Source organism: Paenibacillus sp. RRE4, from assembly GCF_031844205.1.
Lineage (GTDB): Bacteria > Bacillota > Bacilli > Paenibacillales > Paenibacillaceae > Paenibacillus > Paenibacillus xylanexedens_B.
In genome coordinates, this window is sequence record NZ_JAUZUT010000002.1 from 367883 (window position 1) to 386263 (window position 18381).

Genomic DNA, 18381 nt, shown 5'->3' on the forward strand with positions numbered 1-18381 from the left:
AATTCCCATCCCTCCTTCCGTTTAAAAATAATGAACTAAAGTATTTACACAATCCACTCCGATGACAGAACAACCTTCTAATCTCTGTTATCCCCAGATTTTTTCGATTCCCTTCTCCAAGGGGGAAAATCCGGGGAACAGCGTATGCTTCCGATGTAGCTTTCTTGCAGAAAGCTTTCAGGCGACCGCTCCGCTTTTTCAGTTTTTTTCTGTCCTCTCCGTTAACGTGTAAATGAACAGCTCAACTTATATAGCATCATTTGATTATTCATTCCTCAAACGACAAATTTAACGGCTCGTCCGACATCTCATATTCCGTCTCCATATGTGTCACAGGTGTGTTCAAGTCCACTTCTTCGAAGCGGAAGCTATCGACCCAAACCTTGCCTTTCCCGTTCAAAATCACTCCAAACGAGATCACTGCACTCTCTGCCGGTACATCCAGCACAATGCTGTACTGATTCCATGGCTGTGTACCCGTGATCGGCCGGTCATGCATGTTATCAAACTGCAGCACATCGTGCACTTGATTATCCACACGCATCCATAGTCCGCAGAATGCTTCTACACGATCCGTTTTGACAAAACCGGTCAACTTCATCCGCTTGCCTACATACTTGTCTGCCCGGAACTGCTGCATCATCGTAGCAAATTCATTCGGTTCCATGGGCGTCACAGCCTTCAAATACCCCGAGGCCTTGCCTTGATGTACCTCGGCAGGATCAATACCCATCTCATAGTTTTGCGGGTGACTCCCTGTTAACATCCAACCTTTGATTGCCGTTGTCGTATTCATCTCTATTTCTCCTCCTCTGGTTTTACCAGTGAATAGTTTCAGATCAAATAATTTGCGAAACCGCCCAGGCGGCATGCCATACATTTTGCGAAAAGCCCGAGTAAACGCTTCCTGACTTTCAAATCCGCAGGCAAGTGAAATGTCTAATATCCCTGCTTCCGTCGAACGAAGTGCGGTAGACGCGAGGCTCATTCGCCGATGCCGAATGTAATCAACCACCGTCATCCCCACCTCATCCCGAAAAACCCGGTGATAATGATAAGGCGATAATGCCGCCTTGGAAGCCACGTCTTCCAGTCCAATCTCTTCATGCAGATGGTTCTCGATATAGAACAGGCTGTCCTGAATCATCTCCTGATATCGACTCAATTGAAGATGCCCCCTTCCATATCCTTACTATACGCGTTCACGAAGGAGCCGTTTTGATCATTTTTGCGGAAAAATAAAAAAAGAAGAGCCAGGCCAAGGACAACTCTGTCCTTGACTGACTCTTCGCGTATTTAGACTGCCGGAGCCGGCTGTGCACCAGCCTCTTCTTCATCATGCTCTACCAGCTCATGCTTCTCCCAGGCACGGCTCTTCCAGCGGAAGTACATAATGACCGCACGTGTCCATTCGTCTGCCGCAATAGCAAGCCATACACCTGCCAGTCCCAGATTCAACTGGAACACGAGCAGATAGCCAAGAGGCAGACTCATGCACACCATGGAGATCAGCCCCATGTATACCGGGAACTTCGCATCACCTGCCGCACGCAGGGAACCAATGATAACGATATTACACGTACGCCCCGTTTCAAGCACCAGACTGAGTAACAATACCTGTGCTCCCAGCCTGATAATCTCCGGATTTTCCGTAAAGATACTCATCAATGGCACGCGGAAAATGATAATGATCACGTCAATCGCAACGGTAGCCAGAAGCGCCCATTTTACACTGTCGAATACACGTTTATACGCATCGTCCTTGCGCCGAGCACCGACAAGCCGGCCGACAATGATGGACGTTCCCATGCCGATCGCCATACTGAACAGATAAATATAACTTGAAATATTACCTGCATATTGCTTGGTTGCCATCGCTTCCGCACCCAAATAGGTCACATACAGCGTGAATACGAGCTGGCAGGAGTGATACACCATCGATTCCATCGCGGACGGAATACCGATGCGCAGAATTTTGCCAATAAAATTTTTGGACAATTTAATGTAATATTCAAAATCGACACGGACCTCACTCACACGATACAAGAGCCAGAAGAAGATCAGCAAGCAGATGAAACGGCTGCCTACCGTCGAGATCGCAGCCCCTTCCACACCCAGCTTCGGCAATCCGAAATGACCAAAGATCAAAGCATAGTTACCAATGACGTGAATGACGTTCATAAACACGGAAACATACATCGTTTCCTTGGTATAACCATGTGTACGAATCGTTGCCGCCAACGCATTAATGAGAGCCTGCAGGAAAATCCCGCCCCCGACAATGCTGATATAGGAACGAGCATAATCGTAAATTTCACCTTGTATATTTAAAAGCGACAGCAAATGTCCGCCAAACACCAGGAAGATCACACTCAGGAACAACCCGACCGCCAGGTTAAGCGTAATGGCATTGCCTGTAACCTGTGCTGCTTCTGTCAGCTTTTTCGAACCGATATATTGGGCTACAACGATAGCGGCCCCATGTCCAATGACTTCAAGTACAAGAATCGCAATCGAGATAATCTGGTTGGCTGCGCCCACTCCGGAGACGGCATTATCCGAAACCGAACTAAGCATGAGCGTATCTACGCTCCCCATCAACATAAACAAGAAGAGTTCCAGGAATATAGGCCAGGTCAGCCGAATCAGCTTCAAATCCTTGGCATCTGAACGGAGGGACTCTTTGGTGGAGGATATTGCTGTCATTTTCTCACCTTTCCAACGTGGGCTTGATTTCATAGGGTATGTTAGCACAGGTGGTTTGAAAATGCAGTAGTTTTGCGAAAATAATTGAAAATATTTTGAAAATTCCAGTAATAGGTATTTTGACGCTTTCATGAAACCCGTCTGGCTACTCCTTTTGAATGATGCTCAATAATGCCCCCAGGACATAACAAAACCCTCCCAGTACGCATGTTGAGCGATTAGTGGGAGGGCTATATTCTCTTACGTTTAAAATCAGCGGAAGCACGGACAAGCAATTATCCTTTAACCGAACCCGCAGCGATCCCTTCGACAATTCGTTCACTCAGCACCAGGAACGCAATCAGAATCGGCAAAATGCTGATCATCAGCGTAGCCCCAATGGCACCCCAATCGGTTGTGTATTGCCCGATAAAGTTCTGCACCCCGACCGTCAGCGTTTTATACGCATCCGAACTGATAAAGGTGTTCACGAAAATAAATTCGTTCCAGTCATAGATCATGTTAATGATCGCTGTTGTCGCAATGACCGAAGCCGTCATCGGCAGTACGATGCGGAAGAAGATGCGGTTCACCGAGCAGCCATCCATCACCGCTGCCTCTTCTACCTCTCTTGGAAGCGCGTAATAGAATCCCAGCAGAATCATAATCGTAATCGGCATATTAAATGCAATGTAAGAGAGAATGACCGATAACGGATGATCGGTGAGATTTAACTTCAAGAACAGGCTGAACAGCGGAATCAGCGTGGAATGCACCGGGATCATCAGACCCACCATGAACAGTCCCAGCACCAATGAACGTCCCTTCCAGCGCATGCGTGTGATCGCAAAGGTGACAAGACTTGCAAACAGCACCGTGAACACCACGGAAACGACCGTAATCCATACACTGTTGAAAAAATATAAGCTGATATTGCCTTCCGTCCATACCTTAACATAGTTCTCCCAACGCGGCGTAGCCGGGAGCGCAAAAGGAGCCATGTCGAATACTTCCTGATTATTTTTAAGTGAAAATAACAGCAACCACACTAAAGGCAAAATCTGAAGCAAAGCCACCAGAGACAGAAGCACGTATAACAGGACGTATCCAAGCCTTCTCGTCCATACCGGGCTATGACCTGTCTCCGGGCCCACAGGCAACCGAACAGCCGGTTCCATCTTCAACGGAATGACCTCCTTTCATTATAAGTAAGCGTCAGGAATATTGAATTGTGTCTTTGGATGCCGTTGCCTTACGCAGTAACCACGTCACAACCAGACAGATGAGAAGCAGGAAGAAACCTACCGCACTGCCGTATCCAAAGTCAAAACTGCGAAATGCCTGACGATACATGTAGGAGGCCATGACTTCACTTGCGCCATTCGGACCGCCATCTGTCATGACATAGATCAGGTCAAAATATTTAAGTGATCCGACCACGGCGAGCACCACGGTCACTTTGATCACTTCGGTAATGAGTGGCAGCTTGATCCGGAAAGCAATCTGCCATGGGTTTGCTCCGTCTATCCGCGCGGCCTCAATAAGTGATTCCGGGATATTTTTGAGTGCCGCATAGTAAATCAAAATATAAAAACCTGCATACTGCCACAGAATCGGCACGAACAGTGCATACAGCACCAGGGATGGCTCCGCCAGCCAGGCTGGCGGATTGCTAAATCCGATGGCTTCCAGAAAGCTGTTCAGCACACCGTTGCTGGGGTGGTAGATTTTCAGCCATAACTGAGCGATCGCAACGGAAGACAACAGCATCGGAATCAGATATATTTTGCGAAACAGATTCGCGCCTTTGATCTTGCCTGACAGCACCAATGCAATCATCAGATAACCGATGAGACTCAGCGCAGAGAACAAGGCTAATAAAAAGGTATGATTCGCACTCTGCCAGAACGTACTGTCCTGAAGCAATCTGGCGTAGTTATCCAAACCTATAAACGTCATTGCCCCAATTCCATCCCATTGCATCAAACCGTAATAACCCGTAAGTACAATGGGGATGTAGACCAGAACCAGGAGCAGAAGCAGCGCAGGAAGCACGTACAGCGCAGCCACCAGACGGTTCGACATGACTTTGTCCAAGACGTAATCCTCCCTTCAAGCGTTCAAACATTCATATGGTGTACGTGTCGGTGAGGTCTACATCAGTTGCCTTTGTCGATCGCAGCCTGATGATTCTTCACAAAGTCTTCCGGTGTTACCGCTTTACCAAACAGTGCCTGAATCATATCGAGATGCGCCTGGGCAGCAGCCGGTTTCATCTGTACATCTGCAAAGAGGGTCAAGCTGCTCGCCTGATTTAACTCGTTCAACAGATCGATGTAAAGCTGTGGCAGCTGTACTGCAGCCGTATCCACTTTAGTTGCTGGAATGACCCCTGCTTCGGTCACAGAGCTTTCGCCCCATTTTTCCACAAAGTATTGAATAAATTTCTGTGCTTCATCCTTCACTTTCGAGTTCTGAGCCGCAAACAATCCCACACCCGGTCCGCCGACCCAGCTGTTAATGTCTCCTTTGCCGCCGTCAATCGTCGGGAATTTGAAAAATCCTACCTTATCCTTGAATTCCTGCGGAATATCCGGGTTCGTTGTAAAGTTAGGCAACTCCCACGTTCCCATCAGATACATCGCTGCTTTTTCATTCATGAATTCGGATTTACCCTCATCGTTGGACAAGCCGTTAAAACCTTTGTTGAATGCGTTCATATCCACCAGCTTCTGCACTTCGGCCGCAGCCTGTGTCAATGCCGGATCGTCAAACTTGCCAGAGCCGTTAATGGCTTTCTCCAGTGCATCCCCGCCTACACGATTCGCCAGGTACATGTACCAGAGTGACCCCGTCCAGCGGTCCTTGTTCCCCAATGCAATCGGCACTTCACCGTTGTCAGTCAGTGTCTTGATTACGCTCAGGAATTCATCATAAGTCGCAGGTGGCTGCAAATTATATTTTTCAAAAATCGCTTTGTTGTAATAAATAGGGGAGATGTTCAGCTCGATCGGCAGTGCATACGTTTTACCGTCTACCGCGTAAGCCTCGGTCGTTCCGGCGATAAACTTCTCACCCAGGTCCCCTTTCAGCAAATCATCGAGTGGTGCAAACAGGTTGCCCTTCACATAAGGCTCCAGGAATCCCGCAGCCCAGGTTACGCCCACATCAGGAAGTTCATTGGAAGCAGACAGAATTTTCAGTTTGTTTTTGTATTGTTCATTTTCCAGCACTTCCTGCTTGATCGTCACATTTGGGTTGTCGGTCTGATACTGCTGGATAATATCGTTAACCAGCTTGTTTTGCTGTGCGGAACTGCCAGCAGGCCAAAGATGCATGAATTTCAGAGTAACTTTGCCGTCTCCGCCACTGTCACCGCCGCCTGCATTACTACCGGAATCATTGCCCGCCCCGGAACCTGCATTGTTGCATCCAGACAAAATGACAGCCAAAATCAGTGTCCATGACAGGATCATCGCCAGTGTCTTTCTTTTCATATTTCCAACCCCCAATAGTTGAATTTCGGTTTTGTAACCGCTTTAAAAAAATTGTAGCATGGGCAACATCAGCCTATAAGGGTAGAATGATTTGGAAAAACTCCACTATTTTGAGTATTCATTCCCTGTTTTGTTGAAGAAGTGAATCCTCCTTCATCCCATCGGTTAATCCTTTTCGTTCACAGCATGGCGATATTTACTCGGGCTGATGTTCTCCAGGCTTTTAAATACTTTGATAAAATATTTATCGGTCTGATAACCTACTCTCTCGGCAATTTCGGATATGGGCAGGTTCGTCTGTACTAGCAATTCCTTCGCTCGCTGTACCCGTTTGCGCATGAGATATTCGCTAAAATTCAGTCCGACCTGTTCTTTGAACAGCACACTGAAATAACTGGAATTCAAGTGCAGGGAATCGGCAAGCTCCCGCATCGTCATCGGTTCACCCAGATGTGTCTCAATGTAGGTCAGAGCTTCTCCAATTGGGGTATGATCCTGCTGCTCCCTCCGTTCCCGGATATCTACCAGCTTCGGGTCAACGATCTCTTGCATCGCTTGAATACGTCGTTGCTGCTCATGAAGAAAGAGTGCCTTCTGTACCGTCTGAAGTAGCTGCTCTTTATCAATCGGCTTGAGCAAATAATCCACCACACCCAGCTTAATCGCCTGTTGCGCATAATTGAAATCCGCATACCCTGACATGATCAGCACCGCAGGTTTGATAGAAAAATGTTGAATAGCTTCCACCAGAGACAAGCCAGACAACTCTGGCATGCGTACATCCGTAATCAGCAGGTCAGCTGGCTGGCTTGCAAGCCAATCTCTGGCCTCCACACCACTGGCAACCGTCTGAATCCGGTTCTTCCCGGCAGACCATGCTTCAAGTGTTTTACGTATGCCTTCTCTTGTACGCGGCTCGTCGTCCACAATCAGAATCGTTCTCTCATGAATCATGTGCATCCTCCGTTCCCCTAGGAATGTCGAATCGGATCACTGCTCCTGCTCCAACCTCGCTCTCGACCGTAAGTTTGGCATGCTCACCAAGCTGACGACCAAAATAAAGCCGTAGACGCTGATGTACATTGATCAACCCCATACCTGCTCCTCTTCCGGGAGCCACAGGTTCACCACCATTTAGTGCCTGTTTAATGTTCTGAAGACGTTCCTCGTCTATACCCGGCCCATTATCGCGTACCTCCACACACACGTGACCTGTTATGGATGAAGGATATACGCTGATCTTTACCATTCCAGGTTTTAACGTATTCTCGATGCCGTACAGAACGGCATTTTCCACAAGCGGCTGAATCAGCAACTTAGGCATGGGTACGCTTCGCAACTCTTCACTCAGCCGGATCTCCCACTGCATTCTGTCGCCCAGCCGCATCTGCATAATGTTCAGATACCGTTCTACATGTTCAAGCTCGTCCGCCAGCGTAACCCATTCATCCTGATGGGGGCTGGAGATGATGTAGCGAAATAACCGGGACATCGCGATAACCATCCGCGCCATCTCCTCCTCTCCTTTTTCCTCCAACGACCAGTAGAATGCCTCTAATGTATTGAACAGAAAATGAGGATTAATCTGGGATTGCAAAGCCTTCATCTCAGCCCGAGACTGCATGACCTCCTTCTCATGTACCACCTGCGTCAATTCATTCTGCCTATACACCATCTGGTTATACACATCATTCAGTTCATTGATTTCTAAGGTGGAGCTGACCATAAGATTAGGTCTCATTGCCCCCGGTTGTGCCCCGCGCATCGCCCGCATCAGCCGAATTAGCGGACGGGTAATCATCGTGGAGAGGAAGAAGGACATCACTAAGAAAAGCACAACGCCGATAATTCCCGATACAAGCAATGCCGTTCTCAGGATTGACACTCCTTCGGTAGTCTCTCGTAGCGGTGTCAGTACAGCCAGTGTCCAGCCCGTTAACTCGGATCGTTGCTTCACCACGATATAAGATTCCTTGCCATTCTGAACAACCGATTCACTGTTCATCACTGCCTGAGGATCGAGATGCACATCCAAATTAGAGGTCACCACTTCACCGTCACCATCCAGCAGCATGATTGAATCCTGGGAGCCGTCTGCCCCAGCCGAATCATTCAGTTGAAAAAAACTGCGCTGCATACGTACAACCACGTATCCCCCGTGCTCAAAGGAACGCTCCAGCAGACTGATCCGCCGAACAGCCAGAAGAATGCCCGGATCGTCGGGATCGGAGCCAGCCCACACCAGTCGCCCCTTACCCTCGTCCGCTTTGACAATCCAGTTCCGCTCCAGCCTATGACTTAAGGAACGATCATCCATCGGAAAGATACGGCTATAATCTGTCGTGTAGATTTCCATGCTCTGCGCACCATTAATGAAGGATTGGTAACTACCTGCAATCTGCAGTAGCGCCTGCCGCTGATTAAACGTGGCTTTCTGCCCCCGCTTCTCCTCGTTCAGCAAACGTTGCACGTAAGCATCATCTGCAACCTGAGCGGTCAGGGAATTCACCTGTGCAATCAATGCATCCAACCTGCCGCTGGCCTGTACCGCAGTCTGATGGATATGCTTTTCGGCATTGCTTTTCAGCAAAGCCGCTACACGGTCATAGGCTGTTATGCCTGCGAGTAGCAGCACAATAAGCATAACCATTACAAAACCGACGAAGATCTGATTGCGAAGCGAGTTAAAATGTCTGGTTTTCCGCCGCAACGTTTGATTTCCTCCTCTTTCTGCATGTAAAAGAACCCACCATCTCACGCCCCTCTTTTTGCATGACGGGATACACTCGATGCCGGATTCATCTACGTTATTCTGTTAAGGTTATATTGAAGCGCTTGCAAAAATAAAAAAATGTTCTCGTGTATATTGTTTTCCTCTGAATGGTTCTCCTTTGTTTATTGATTAAACTAACCAGTTCAAAATATCACATATTAGTTTATGAATCAATGGATTTAGCCGTTCTCCATAAATCAGAACAAAAAAGAGAGAAGCGGAGCGCTTTGTTTGCTAACTCCCTCTCTCTTTCTAATATGCTCTTTTACACCTTTTTTAAGGTTTGAGCTGACTCAACAATTGTCTTATTAGAACACCATTTTTATACCAGTGACATACTAATTAACGTTGACCTTGTAGTTTACTGGAATTTTCCAATCTAACGTCTCTACTTTCGAACCTAGGAAACTAACGTCAAATTTCCAATTAATATAAGCTGTAGTACTTTCGTTACTTTTTTGTTTAGAATCCCAAGTGGAAACTAGAAGACCTAAATCAAGATAATGACCTGCATCATATAGATATGCTGATTTATCAATTTTATAGGAGTACCCACTCACGTTACCAACCACATTTTGATAAATAGTATCATTTACTGTTGTAGTGGTTGTATTATACGAGATACTTGTAAGTACATTATATGCTGATTTTCCAGCAGCATAATATGGGACATTTTTGGTGAAAAGTCCTATGATAACAGGCCAGTTAGCCTTAATTTCTGAAGTGGATTTTTTATATACTCCACCGATTAATCTAGAAGTAATTACTGTATTCTGACCCGCTGCGATAGTTCCGAGAGTTTGAGTGCCTCCACTTGTTACTCCGCCTATTTTATAACGTTGCTCAATACCATTAGTAGTGGTCCCATTAACTCTTACATGTTCTGCAACTGTTAGTCTGGAAGTCCAATTGGCATTACCTGCTTTACCAACATCAACGATATTCCCCTCAACTTTAGGACAGAAATAAAATTCTGCTACGTCCACACCAAAAGGGACTTTTGAATAGTAGACATTGGAACACGATTTAATGTAGGGATTAGCTGAAAAAGGACCAATCTCCTCGTTAGTAATTTTATGTGGCTCTGCAGGCGCAAGAATCTGTTCAAACCAGTTGCCATCCAAAAGGCTATCTACATATGATCCATCCGTAGTGATTTTAGAAGTATCTATATTCAAATGATTTAACTTCTCTTCAAAGTAAAACATATCCCCTTTTTTATCTTGTAAATATAATTTAATATTGGCTGTGTTCCGTAAGTCTGTAGAAATAAGACTTGTATCGGCCTTATCGTTGGTTTTTATCTTAAAGTGTAAAACTTTAAAGCTATCATTATTCTCCTTCAAGTCCCCAACATAACTTTCAATACCATCGGATTGTTCTCTACTTGAATACAATTTACCATCCAATTGAAGCGGGACAACTCCTCCATTGAATCTAACAAGCCCATTAATATGTACAGCATCGCCATCCAGCGTTAAATTATCTATTAATAGTTTAGCCCGATGAACCAACTTCTCTTCAGCGATGTAATTCGAATATTCTTCTGACCCTATGACCATTTGAATGTTTTCTTTCGAAACCATGTATCCAGGAATAGATGTTATGCTTTGAGGGATCTCCCCATTTTCAATAACAGACTCACTCGAAGCGCTACTAACTCCACTAAAGGATACGACTAGTGCAATAATTAGAGACAGCAAGGTTACATTCTTTAATACCGCCTTCATTTTACAATACCTCCCATTTAAGATTATTTAAGTTATAAATATATTTTAGAATACATATATTGTCAAGGAGTTGAATAAAATGGATATTACAATTAAGATAGAGTGTATACACAGTTGTACATCGAAATTTGTTCTAAGGAGATCCTTAACTTATGAAAAAAATGAGCCAAAAAAATTGGATTATCATTTTAACACTTGCTCTTGTAGCCTCTCTAATTGCAAATGTTGTTGGTTATAATTCGAATAACGGAAAACTAAAAGATTATTTAAATCAACAATACAGTCAGGTGCTGTCAGATTACGAACGTAACATTCTTTCCACTTCGGATTCAATCTTGTTAACTTTGCAGAGCGCTATGGATCAAAAGAAGATTAGTAAAGAAGAATTACTATTCTTATGCAATAGCTATGAACAGTTAAAACAAAATCAGATTCAATATGCAAACTATGTACTGGTCTATAACTCTCCTGACGGGAAAAAGGCTTTTTCTTTGGATAAGAATGAACCTATTACTCTTAATTATCTTCCCGGTTTTATCTACTTTAATTCAAGTAAAGCTATGTTTGAAAAACTTCTTTTGCAAAGCGAATCCGCTTCTGACTTAGTTGTAACTACTAGCTTAGATAAGAGTTTAAGACTTGCAAATGAAATCGTCCAAATAAACACAGCCATTTATAAAAAATATATCAATGAAAATTTCGCCCAATTGTCAAACGAAGAGGCAATCATGACCCGGCTATACTTACAAAAGGATCTAACCACCTCGTCTGCAAAACTAGCCGATCTTGATGCAGAATTATCTAAATTAAATGACTAAACCCCTTATAAAAATTCGCCATAACCAAGAGCCGAAGCAGGACTAACCTCTGCTTCGGCTCTTTTGCAACCATACATTAGAATGTTCGTCACTAATCATTTCTTATATCCATCACTGTTACCCTTTAGGTAGCGCATTACGTAGACGTTTCTCCCGATACCGCTGGTATGCACGAATCAGCATGCCGATGATGATCATCACTACACCGATGTTAATCGCCACATCCGCCAGATTCAATATGCCCCGGCCAGACGGAAACACCAGAAAGTCCGTCACACGAGCATAAACAAAGCGATCTATGGCGTTGCCGAGTGCCCCACCGACCATGAAACCTGCCCCGGCCTGCATCCAGAATCCCCGTATCTCGCCTTTACGCCGGTAATACAGTATGCCTGCGATAAACAGCAAGGCAATCACCCCGAACAAACGTGCATTTCCTTGAAACATGCTTCCGGCTATCCCGCTATTTTCATAATGCTGCAGCTGCATCCCTGAATCCCCAAGCCGCATCACTTCGCCAACCTCCATATACATCCGAACCGCAATTTTGGTACCTTGATCTACAAGCGTAACCAGCAACGCGATAAAATAAAACAGCATGATTTCCCCCTCCTGCACGCCTGGATTGCTCTTTATTTCAATTGTAAAAAATGATTATAACGTTCCCCTTACTTTACCACAGCGGTTATGGCGTCTCCAAATGATCCGGCCTCAGGTCTCTTCTAACATCAGATAAAATAAGCAATTCACTTCAAGCAGGTAGGACCCTGCTACGCGTCGAATGTAGAGCTTCATCACACATACGAAGGAGATGTCTTTCATTTGAATTCAATAAATCCCGAAATCACAGCAAGATTAGCGCAAATGCAGCAGGAAGAACAGGAACTGGTATGGGATACATTCAACTCCGAAACAGCACTACAGCTCGGCCTTCATCTAGTTCAGGAAGCGAAACGCCGTTCACAAGCGGTGACCATTGATATTACGCTAAAGGGACATCGTCTCTTTTTGCATGCGATGGAAGGCACGCACCCCGATAACGAAAACTGGATTCGGCGTAAAAACAACGTGGTCAACCACTTCGGCTCCAGCTCCTGGCATACGGCCTTACGACTACGGAGCGAGAACAAAACATTGGAGCAAGATTACCAACGATCTGGCTCCGATTATGTACTGGCTGGTGGAGCATTTCCGCTGATCTTAAAAGAAGAAGGGCAAGTGGGAACAATCACGGTATCAGGTCTGCCTGATGAGGAAGACCATGACCTTGTTACCAACGGCATTCGCTCGTTTTTAGAGGGGTAACACATACTCTATACTCATAACTGCGTGTCCTGGAACGTTGTGCATGTGGAAACCCGCCTTATATGATTGAATAAGACGGGTTCAGTTTTTTAACTTTCCGATCCAGAACGCAGTAAAGGAATCAGGATGGCTTTTTATTTTTCATAATGTGATACACGTTGCTAAAACTGCCGGAGAGAATGCCGACAATCGGGAAAATCGCCCAGTTAATATCCCAGCGCTGGTAGACGAAACCCGTAAAGAGGAAGAACGCTGTCGCGAGCGGCCAAACCACAGCCTCAACGGCTCGTACCGCTCGTGCCTCTTCTCTCTTGGCTGCATTCAGGTGCTGGTCCTCCAGCAACGTCGTATAGGAACCCTGAATATTACCGTAATAGACAAACAAAAACACACCAATCCCCGCTGTAGCCAAGAGAGCCGACACCCCGTAAGCGGCGTAGGTATCATTCACATAGGCCCCTGCAAAGATGAAAACAGGAGACAGGATGCACAGACACACGCCTGTAATGAGAGCCACCCGATAAGTAAGTGCAAAGCTTGTCTTGCTTCGCTGAAGAGTCATCAGAAGAGCACGCGGAAGCCGGAATCCTTTCTCCATATATTCGAAACGCCCCAGCTTCATACCGCTGTAGATGAACATGCCCACGGCAAGAGCAACCAATACAAACATACCACTCATGCCCAGCACAGAGCCAATACTGACCGTACCTTGATCTGATGATGTACCCATACTTTCGAACAACGTATCCATTAATATAAGAAAAGCTATTCCCGCTGAGGACAGCCACACGCCCAGCCCCGTCCAGAAGCCTGCACTCCGTTTAGCCGCGAGATAGGCGTGAACCTCTTCTTCGGTCAGCATTGGATATGTTTCCGCAACATCCTCCGTCTGAATACCGAGCTCTTCCATCAGTTCCTCGATGTTGCCAAATTCGGAGATCACAATGCCAACCGCCTCATTCTCCGATCTGCCCTCCTGCTTTAACTCCATATACTTATCTTCCATACCCGAAAGAAGCTCCTGCTTCATGCGCTCCACCTCAGGACTTCTCGGCAATCCCGCAAACATATTGTCCAGATACACCATTATTGTCTCCATATCCGATCACAGCTCCCTGATAAACAGATTAACGACCTCTTGCGTAACCTTCCATTCCTCGCATTTTTCCCTGTAGTAATCCAGGCCAGCTGGCGTAATCCGGTAATACGTGCGGCGTTTGCCCAGACTTTCATCCTGATAAAAAGATTCAATATAACCGTTTTTCTCCAAGCGGGTGAAGGCCGAATACAGCGTGGTCTCCTTCATGACGTACTTTTCATCGGTCAGTTGCCTGATGTTCTTGGAAATCTCGTATCCGTACGATTCTCCTTCAAGCAGCATATAGAGGATCAGCGTATCATTATACCCCCGTATTACGTCACTGCTAATCACAAAAGGTATTCCCCCTCATTACTTCATCTGTCGTAGTAGTTTGAGTATAGCACATTTACTACGACAGATGAAGTAGTTTGGTTAAAAATAGGCAAAATTAAAAATCCGCACCTGATTAGAGGTACGGATTTAAGAGCTATAATTTTAGTCTACGCATGTTCTATCAACCACTTACAAACGGTTCTCCTGCTCTGCATTTAACGATGCCATTACTTAATTGCAGACAGCACATCCAGTAGCATGGACTTGAACTTCGGACGATCAATCGCTTCACAGACACGTACATTTGGCGCTTTACCAAAACGTCCGTTGATATCCACCACGCTGTATCCGCGTGTCAATTCCCCTGCCGCTTCAACATCGACATAATAATGACCAGACTTCGTCATGAGTGACTCTTCTGCGGCTACCGCCATTAACAGGGTATCCGGATGCGTTGTTCCGTTCAATTTATGTACCGACTTGTTGAATTGCATGACCACTTTATTGATCGCGATGAAGAAATCGGAGCCCGAGGTACGGAGTGCTGCAATCTCGGCATGATCGTCATCGTCCATTACGGAATATTGGGTGCACATCTCCCAGCCAACCATCGTAATCGGAATACCTGCATGTAATACAATTTTGGCCGCCTCCGGGTCCACGTAGAAATTATACTCTGCGGCAGGTGTAATATTGCCCAATGCATTGTTCGTTCCGCCCATGATGTATAGATGAGCAATCTCAGGAACGATGGTTGGGTCCTTCTGAATCGCCATCGCAATGTTCGTTAGCGGCGCAATGGCCAGCAGTTCAATCTCCCCTGGATGTGCATGCACCTTCTCGATTATAAAATCAACCGCATGCCCGCTCTCGGGACGTTGATCCGCTTTGGGGAAATGCGCGCCGCCCATACCGTCATCGCCATGCACATCTTCTACCGTACGATGCTGAGCCTGACCATAGGCCATGAGTGGACGCTCGCAGCCTTTATATACCGGAACCTTGCCGCCGTGTCCGGCAACCTGCACGGTGTACAGTGCATTTTCAACCTCTTGGTCAAACTGCACGTTCCCTCCGGTAATCGTAATGCCTTCCACCTGAAAATGATGCAATGCCGTCAGGATCGCAATCGTATCGTCTCCTGCTGTATCGGTATCAATGATGACTCTTCTCATGCTGCCGCGCTCCTTTTTCTGTATAGTATTCGTTCTATATCCGCCAAACGCTCCTCGTGTGAATCACCATGTTCATTCAACGGATATATCTATGCGAAACGTCAGGGTCTATTTTACATCAAAAACGTACCGATGACGATGGAAACGCCGATGATTATGGAGCGCAACAACTGTGCTACCGCCATATTCCCACGCGCAATCTCGTCACATACCTTTATTTTAGGCGTTAAGAAATCAAATATAATATAAACCAGGCACAGAATAAGGATACCGAGCCCCGACCACAGCAGCATATCCAGCCACGCATGCGTTGAGAACGACACCATACCCACAATAATACACAAACCCAGCAGCTTGCTACCCATGTACATCCCTGCTGCCTCGTTGCCTTTGGCGATTTCCTCACTGTCGTTATACCGGGTCAATTTGCTAAATGCATAATAGCCCACAATCAAAACCACTAACAGAATACCGATCCCCACCGCAACATTCACAAGGTTCAACCCTAGCTTTTCCATTCCTTCTCCTCCTCATCATTCATTGCTTCACGTACAGCGGCTGCGCAATAATACGCCATATCTCCGGTCACTTTCTCCCCGACTCGGGGTAACATTCCGGCAAAATGCCCACCAATCACAAATACTCCTGTCAGCAAATAACCATGGTATTCCCCATCCTCTGTCTGAATGACAGCTTGTTCCATTGGCACAAGTTGCTGATATATCTTAGGCTGATTTTCGTAATAGGCGGCGACCTCTTCGTCCTCGTTCTCATCTTTATTCAGAAGCATATATCCGTCCCCTGTGACGTCTGTCGCCAGCTCCCTTTTCAAATAGGAAAGGGATTCTGCTTGATGATCCAGCAAAACTGTCCCACGACCCTCTCGTCCCCAATAGCTTTTAGCAACGTAAGGTACATCGCTCTGCTCAAATGGCTCCGCTGTGAAGTAGGTTGGCAACAGATAACGTGAGATCACTTCCATCTCCGCCTCGTCAAAAAGCGTAAAGCCGCAGTACTCTGGCGTCTGCTCATTCCGCTCGTACAGCGACCAGATGGTAGCCATATAACCCTTGCTTTGCATCAGCACATGCTGGACAGGATTCATCAGGCCAAGCTTTCCTTCCTGCACCAGTTCAATCAGAGCAACACCAATGTCCACACCGGTCGTTTCGTCCCGATCCCCAATCAGATATTCCAGCGGATACAGCCGATACAACAGCCTAATCTCGCGGCCCTGATGATACAGTGCTTCTCCTGGCACAATCTCAAGCTCCTCCAGCGGAGCATACTTTACCTCATACCCCGCCTCACGGCAGCGTTCCATCAGGTAGGCGGTGTTCGTACGATCCTCGACATGCTCACCGTAAGAGGTGAATGTGACCGGACCCTCCAGCCCTTGCTCAGCATAAAAGGTTAACCATGCTCGGAAGCAGTCTCGAATACGTGCATCCATATGCACAGATGGTGCAGTCCATGTGCGGTCTTCTGTCCGTCCGATCAAAATGCGTTCAAGTCCCGCCGATTCAGGAATGCCTGTAGGCGTGTCGGTATTATTTTCAATACATTTCAAACCCGCTTCGCCAATAATCCAGTCTTGACGAGTGATTCCCCCTGTAACAGCCTCCATACGCGCTGCCGGAATCAGCCCCGGATGTATGCCAAGTGCATGCTCCAGAAACGAATCCGGCATATATCGCTGAATAAAACGCATCACTTTGCCGTAGATCGCGTCCACTGCCTCCGCCGCAGAGTGCAGCTCCTCCAGTTCTTCCGGTGTATAAACCGTCAATGCGGGCACACAGTACTGCTTGCCGTACATGCGGTGATAGGGGATCTGCTCACCAGCCCTGCCCGAGAAAATATCCTCATGACTGAACGGCAATGAGTACATTTCCCTCATCCCATCAACCTCCCTCGGATGATGCCGAGAATATTTGCCTGCTTCATGATGTCATTAACCTCCCGAACTTCGGAAAAAGCTGCCAAAGCCGCTCGATTTGGATTTGGTTGAGCTCTTATAAGAGCTGCTGCCGTCTTTGCTTCCGCGATAAGAAGATCCGCCGTAATAATAATGACCGCTGCTGGAGTCGTACTCACAGCCCGTATCATATTCGGGGTCACATTCGTCATTACTGCTGCTACATCCTGCAAGAACTGCAGGCACTGCCAGCATGAGCGAGAAGGCGACCAGTTTCGCTTTGGAGCCTGGTTTGGCACTTTCTTCCTTCATTACAGATCCACCTCTTTCATGAAAAACAGTACTTTCTTCCGATCCGTATCCAGCACGGAATACAAAAACTCGTACGTCTTGCCTCCACGTACCATGTAGTGATCCAGCAGCTGCTCGGCCAGTTCCATCGTGTAACCAGAGGATTCCGCAAGCTGCAGTTCCTCAAAGGAACGTCCATTCCACAGCATATATTCCGGGCCGTACATGGAAGACATTTTACACATGCCCAGCGCTGCATCCGCAATAGCAGCACCGTGCCCTTCCGGCATCTGCTGGTCATACGCAGTCACATAAATGGCGTGATCCCGCCGATCCTGACATTCATTGGACAGATGGGCCCATAGTTTGTTTTTAATCAGGGTAGCATCCACCAGCTTACGCATGAACAGTTCATCCCGCGTCACCGAGGCCTGCTCAAGCACGCCCGTTTCTGCCTGTTTATCCTCTGACCAACTGCGATACATCAATGAATAATAAATGGTGAGTCCCTCCCGATCTGCAAGCTCGTAGGTGAGCCGATTCAATATACACAAACGTATTAAACGCATGAGCAGGAAAAAAGTTACACTATTCGCCGAGACATGTAAAAAGAAACACAGACATTTATATGATTCTCTATATAATTGTACTCCAGCCTACATACTCGCCAGCCTACATGCCCGCGTAGTTACCTGTTTGCCCACCCATTTTATCCCCCGCTCATGCGCTAACGATCACCACAGAGCTTATTTGGCGGAAAAACACCCTTTCCGAA

18 protein-coding genes are annotated in these 18381 nt (G+C 46.5%); 2 read left to right on the forward strand and 16 right to left on the reverse strand.

Annotated features, from left to right (window positions below; genetic code table 11):
• Positions 1-268: 268 nt before the first annotated feature.
• The 8 genes from Q9R46_RS18655 to Q9R46_RS18690 form a co-directional block, all read right to left on the reverse strand.
• Positions 269-1147, reverse strand: a complete 879-nt coding sequence (locus Q9R46_RS18655; protein ID WP_311281287.1) for a helix-turn-helix transcriptional regulator — start codon at positions 1145-1147, stop codon at positions 269-271.
• Positions 1148-1296: 149 nt separating this feature from the next.
• Positions 1297-2706: an MATE family efflux transporter gene (locus Q9R46_RS18660; protein WP_311281267.1), complete on the reverse strand. Its 1410-nt coding sequence runs from the start codon at positions 2704-2706 to the stop codon at positions 1297-1299.
• A 275-nt stretch (positions 2707-2981) separates the two neighbouring features.
• Positions 2982-3863 carry a carbohydrate ABC transporter permease gene (locus tag Q9R46_RS18665; RefSeq protein WP_260984721.1) on the reverse strand — a complete coding sequence of 294 codons (882 nt, stop codon included), beginning with the start codon at positions 3861-3863 and terminating at the stop codon, positions 2982-2984.
• A 37-nt stretch (positions 3864-3900) separates the two neighbouring features.
• A complete protein-coding gene (locus Q9R46_RS18670; RefSeq protein ID WP_145333647.1) occupies positions 3901-4782 on the reverse strand; it encodes a carbohydrate ABC transporter permease in 882 nt (293 codons plus the stop codon).
• A 62-nt stretch (positions 4783-4844) separates the two neighbouring features.
• Complete coding sequence (locus tag Q9R46_RS18675) at positions 4845-6182, reverse strand: extracellular solute-binding protein (RefSeq protein ID WP_311281268.1); 1338 nt, start codon at positions 6180-6182, stop codon at positions 4845-4847.
• Between the two features lie 165 nt (positions 6183-6347).
• Positions 6348-7136 carry a response regulator gene (locus Q9R46_RS18680; RefSeq protein ID WP_311281269.1) on the reverse strand — a complete coding sequence of 263 codons (789 nt, stop codon included), beginning with the start codon at positions 7134-7136 and terminating at the stop codon, positions 6348-6350.
• A complete protein-coding gene (locus Q9R46_RS18685) occupies positions 7126-8892 on the reverse strand; it encodes a cache domain-containing sensor histidine kinase (protein ID WP_311281270.1) in 1767 nt (588 codons plus the stop codon). Before Q9R46_RS18685 ends, Q9R46_RS18680 begins: the two co-directional genes overlap by 11 nt.
• 401 nt (positions 8893-9293) lie before the next feature.
• A complete protein-coding gene (locus tag Q9R46_RS18690) occupies positions 9294-10685 on the reverse strand; it encodes a hypothetical protein (RefSeq protein WP_311281271.1) in 1392 nt (463 codons plus the stop codon).
• 152 nt (positions 10686-10837) lie between these two features.
• Between Q9R46_RS18690 and Q9R46_RS18695 the strand changes: the two genes are divergently transcribed.
• Positions 10838-11503, forward strand: coding sequence for a hypothetical protein (locus Q9R46_RS18695; RefSeq protein WP_145413969.1), 666 nt, complete (start codon positions 10838-10840; stop codon positions 11501-11503).
• A gap of 117 nt (positions 11504-11620) precedes the next feature.
• On the opposite strand, the gene lspA is transcribed toward Q9R46_RS18695, so the two are convergent.
• Positions 11621-12103 (reverse strand): signal peptidase II, encoded by a 483-nt coding sequence (gene lspA / locus Q9R46_RS18700; RefSeq protein ID WP_311281272.1) that lies wholly within the window; start codon positions 12101-12103, stop codon positions 11621-11623.
• A 222-nt stretch (positions 12104-12325) separates the two neighbouring features.
• Between lspA and Q9R46_RS18705 the strand changes: the two genes are divergently transcribed.
• Positions 12326-12808 carry a heme-degrading domain-containing protein gene (locus Q9R46_RS18705; protein ID WP_311281273.1) on the forward strand — a complete coding sequence of 161 codons (483 nt, stop codon included), beginning with the start codon at positions 12326-12328 and terminating at the stop codon, positions 12806-12808.
• Positions 12809-12929: 121 nt separating this feature from the next.
• Here the strand turns inward: Q9R46_RS18705 and Q9R46_RS18710 are convergent, their stop codons facing one another.
• The 7 genes from Q9R46_RS18710 to Q9R46_RS18740 form a co-directional block, all read right to left on the reverse strand.
• Positions 12930-13907 carry a permease prefix domain 1-containing protein gene (locus Q9R46_RS18710; RefSeq protein WP_311281274.1) on the reverse strand — a complete coding sequence of 326 codons (978 nt, stop codon included), beginning with the start codon at positions 13905-13907 and terminating at the stop codon, positions 12930-12932.
• Between the two features lie 6 nt (positions 13908-13913).
• Positions 13914-14240 (reverse strand): PadR family transcriptional regulator, encoded by a 327-nt coding sequence (locus Q9R46_RS18715; protein ID WP_090921618.1) that lies wholly within the window; start codon positions 14238-14240, stop codon positions 13914-13916.
• Between the two features lie 209 nt (positions 14241-14449).
• Positions 14450-15397, reverse strand: a complete 948-nt coding sequence (locus Q9R46_RS18720) for a nucleoside hydrolase (RefSeq protein ID WP_311281275.1) — start codon at positions 15395-15397, stop codon at positions 14450-14452.
• Between the two features lie 113 nt (positions 15398-15510).
• On the reverse strand, positions 15511-15915 hold the full coding sequence (locus Q9R46_RS18725) for a DUF350 domain-containing protein (protein WP_311281276.1): 405 nt from the start codon (positions 15913-15915) through the stop codon (positions 15511-15513).
• Entirely contained in the window at positions 15903-17297 is a 1395-nt protein-coding gene (locus Q9R46_RS18730; RefSeq protein ID WP_311281277.1) for a glutathionylspermidine synthase family protein, read from the reverse strand. Before Q9R46_RS18730 ends, Q9R46_RS18725 begins: the two co-directional genes overlap by 13 nt.
• A 54-nt stretch (positions 17298-17351) precedes the next feature.
• Complete coding sequence (locus tag Q9R46_RS18735) at positions 17352-17627, reverse strand: hypothetical protein (protein WP_311281278.1); 276 nt, start codon at positions 17625-17627, stop codon at positions 17352-17354.
• Complete coding sequence (locus Q9R46_RS18740; protein ID WP_311281279.1) at positions 17627-18151, reverse strand: hypothetical protein; 525 nt, start codon at positions 18149-18151, stop codon at positions 17627-17629. Before Q9R46_RS18740 ends, Q9R46_RS18735 begins: the two co-directional genes overlap by 1 nt.
• Positions 18152-18381 lie beyond the last annotated feature (230 nt).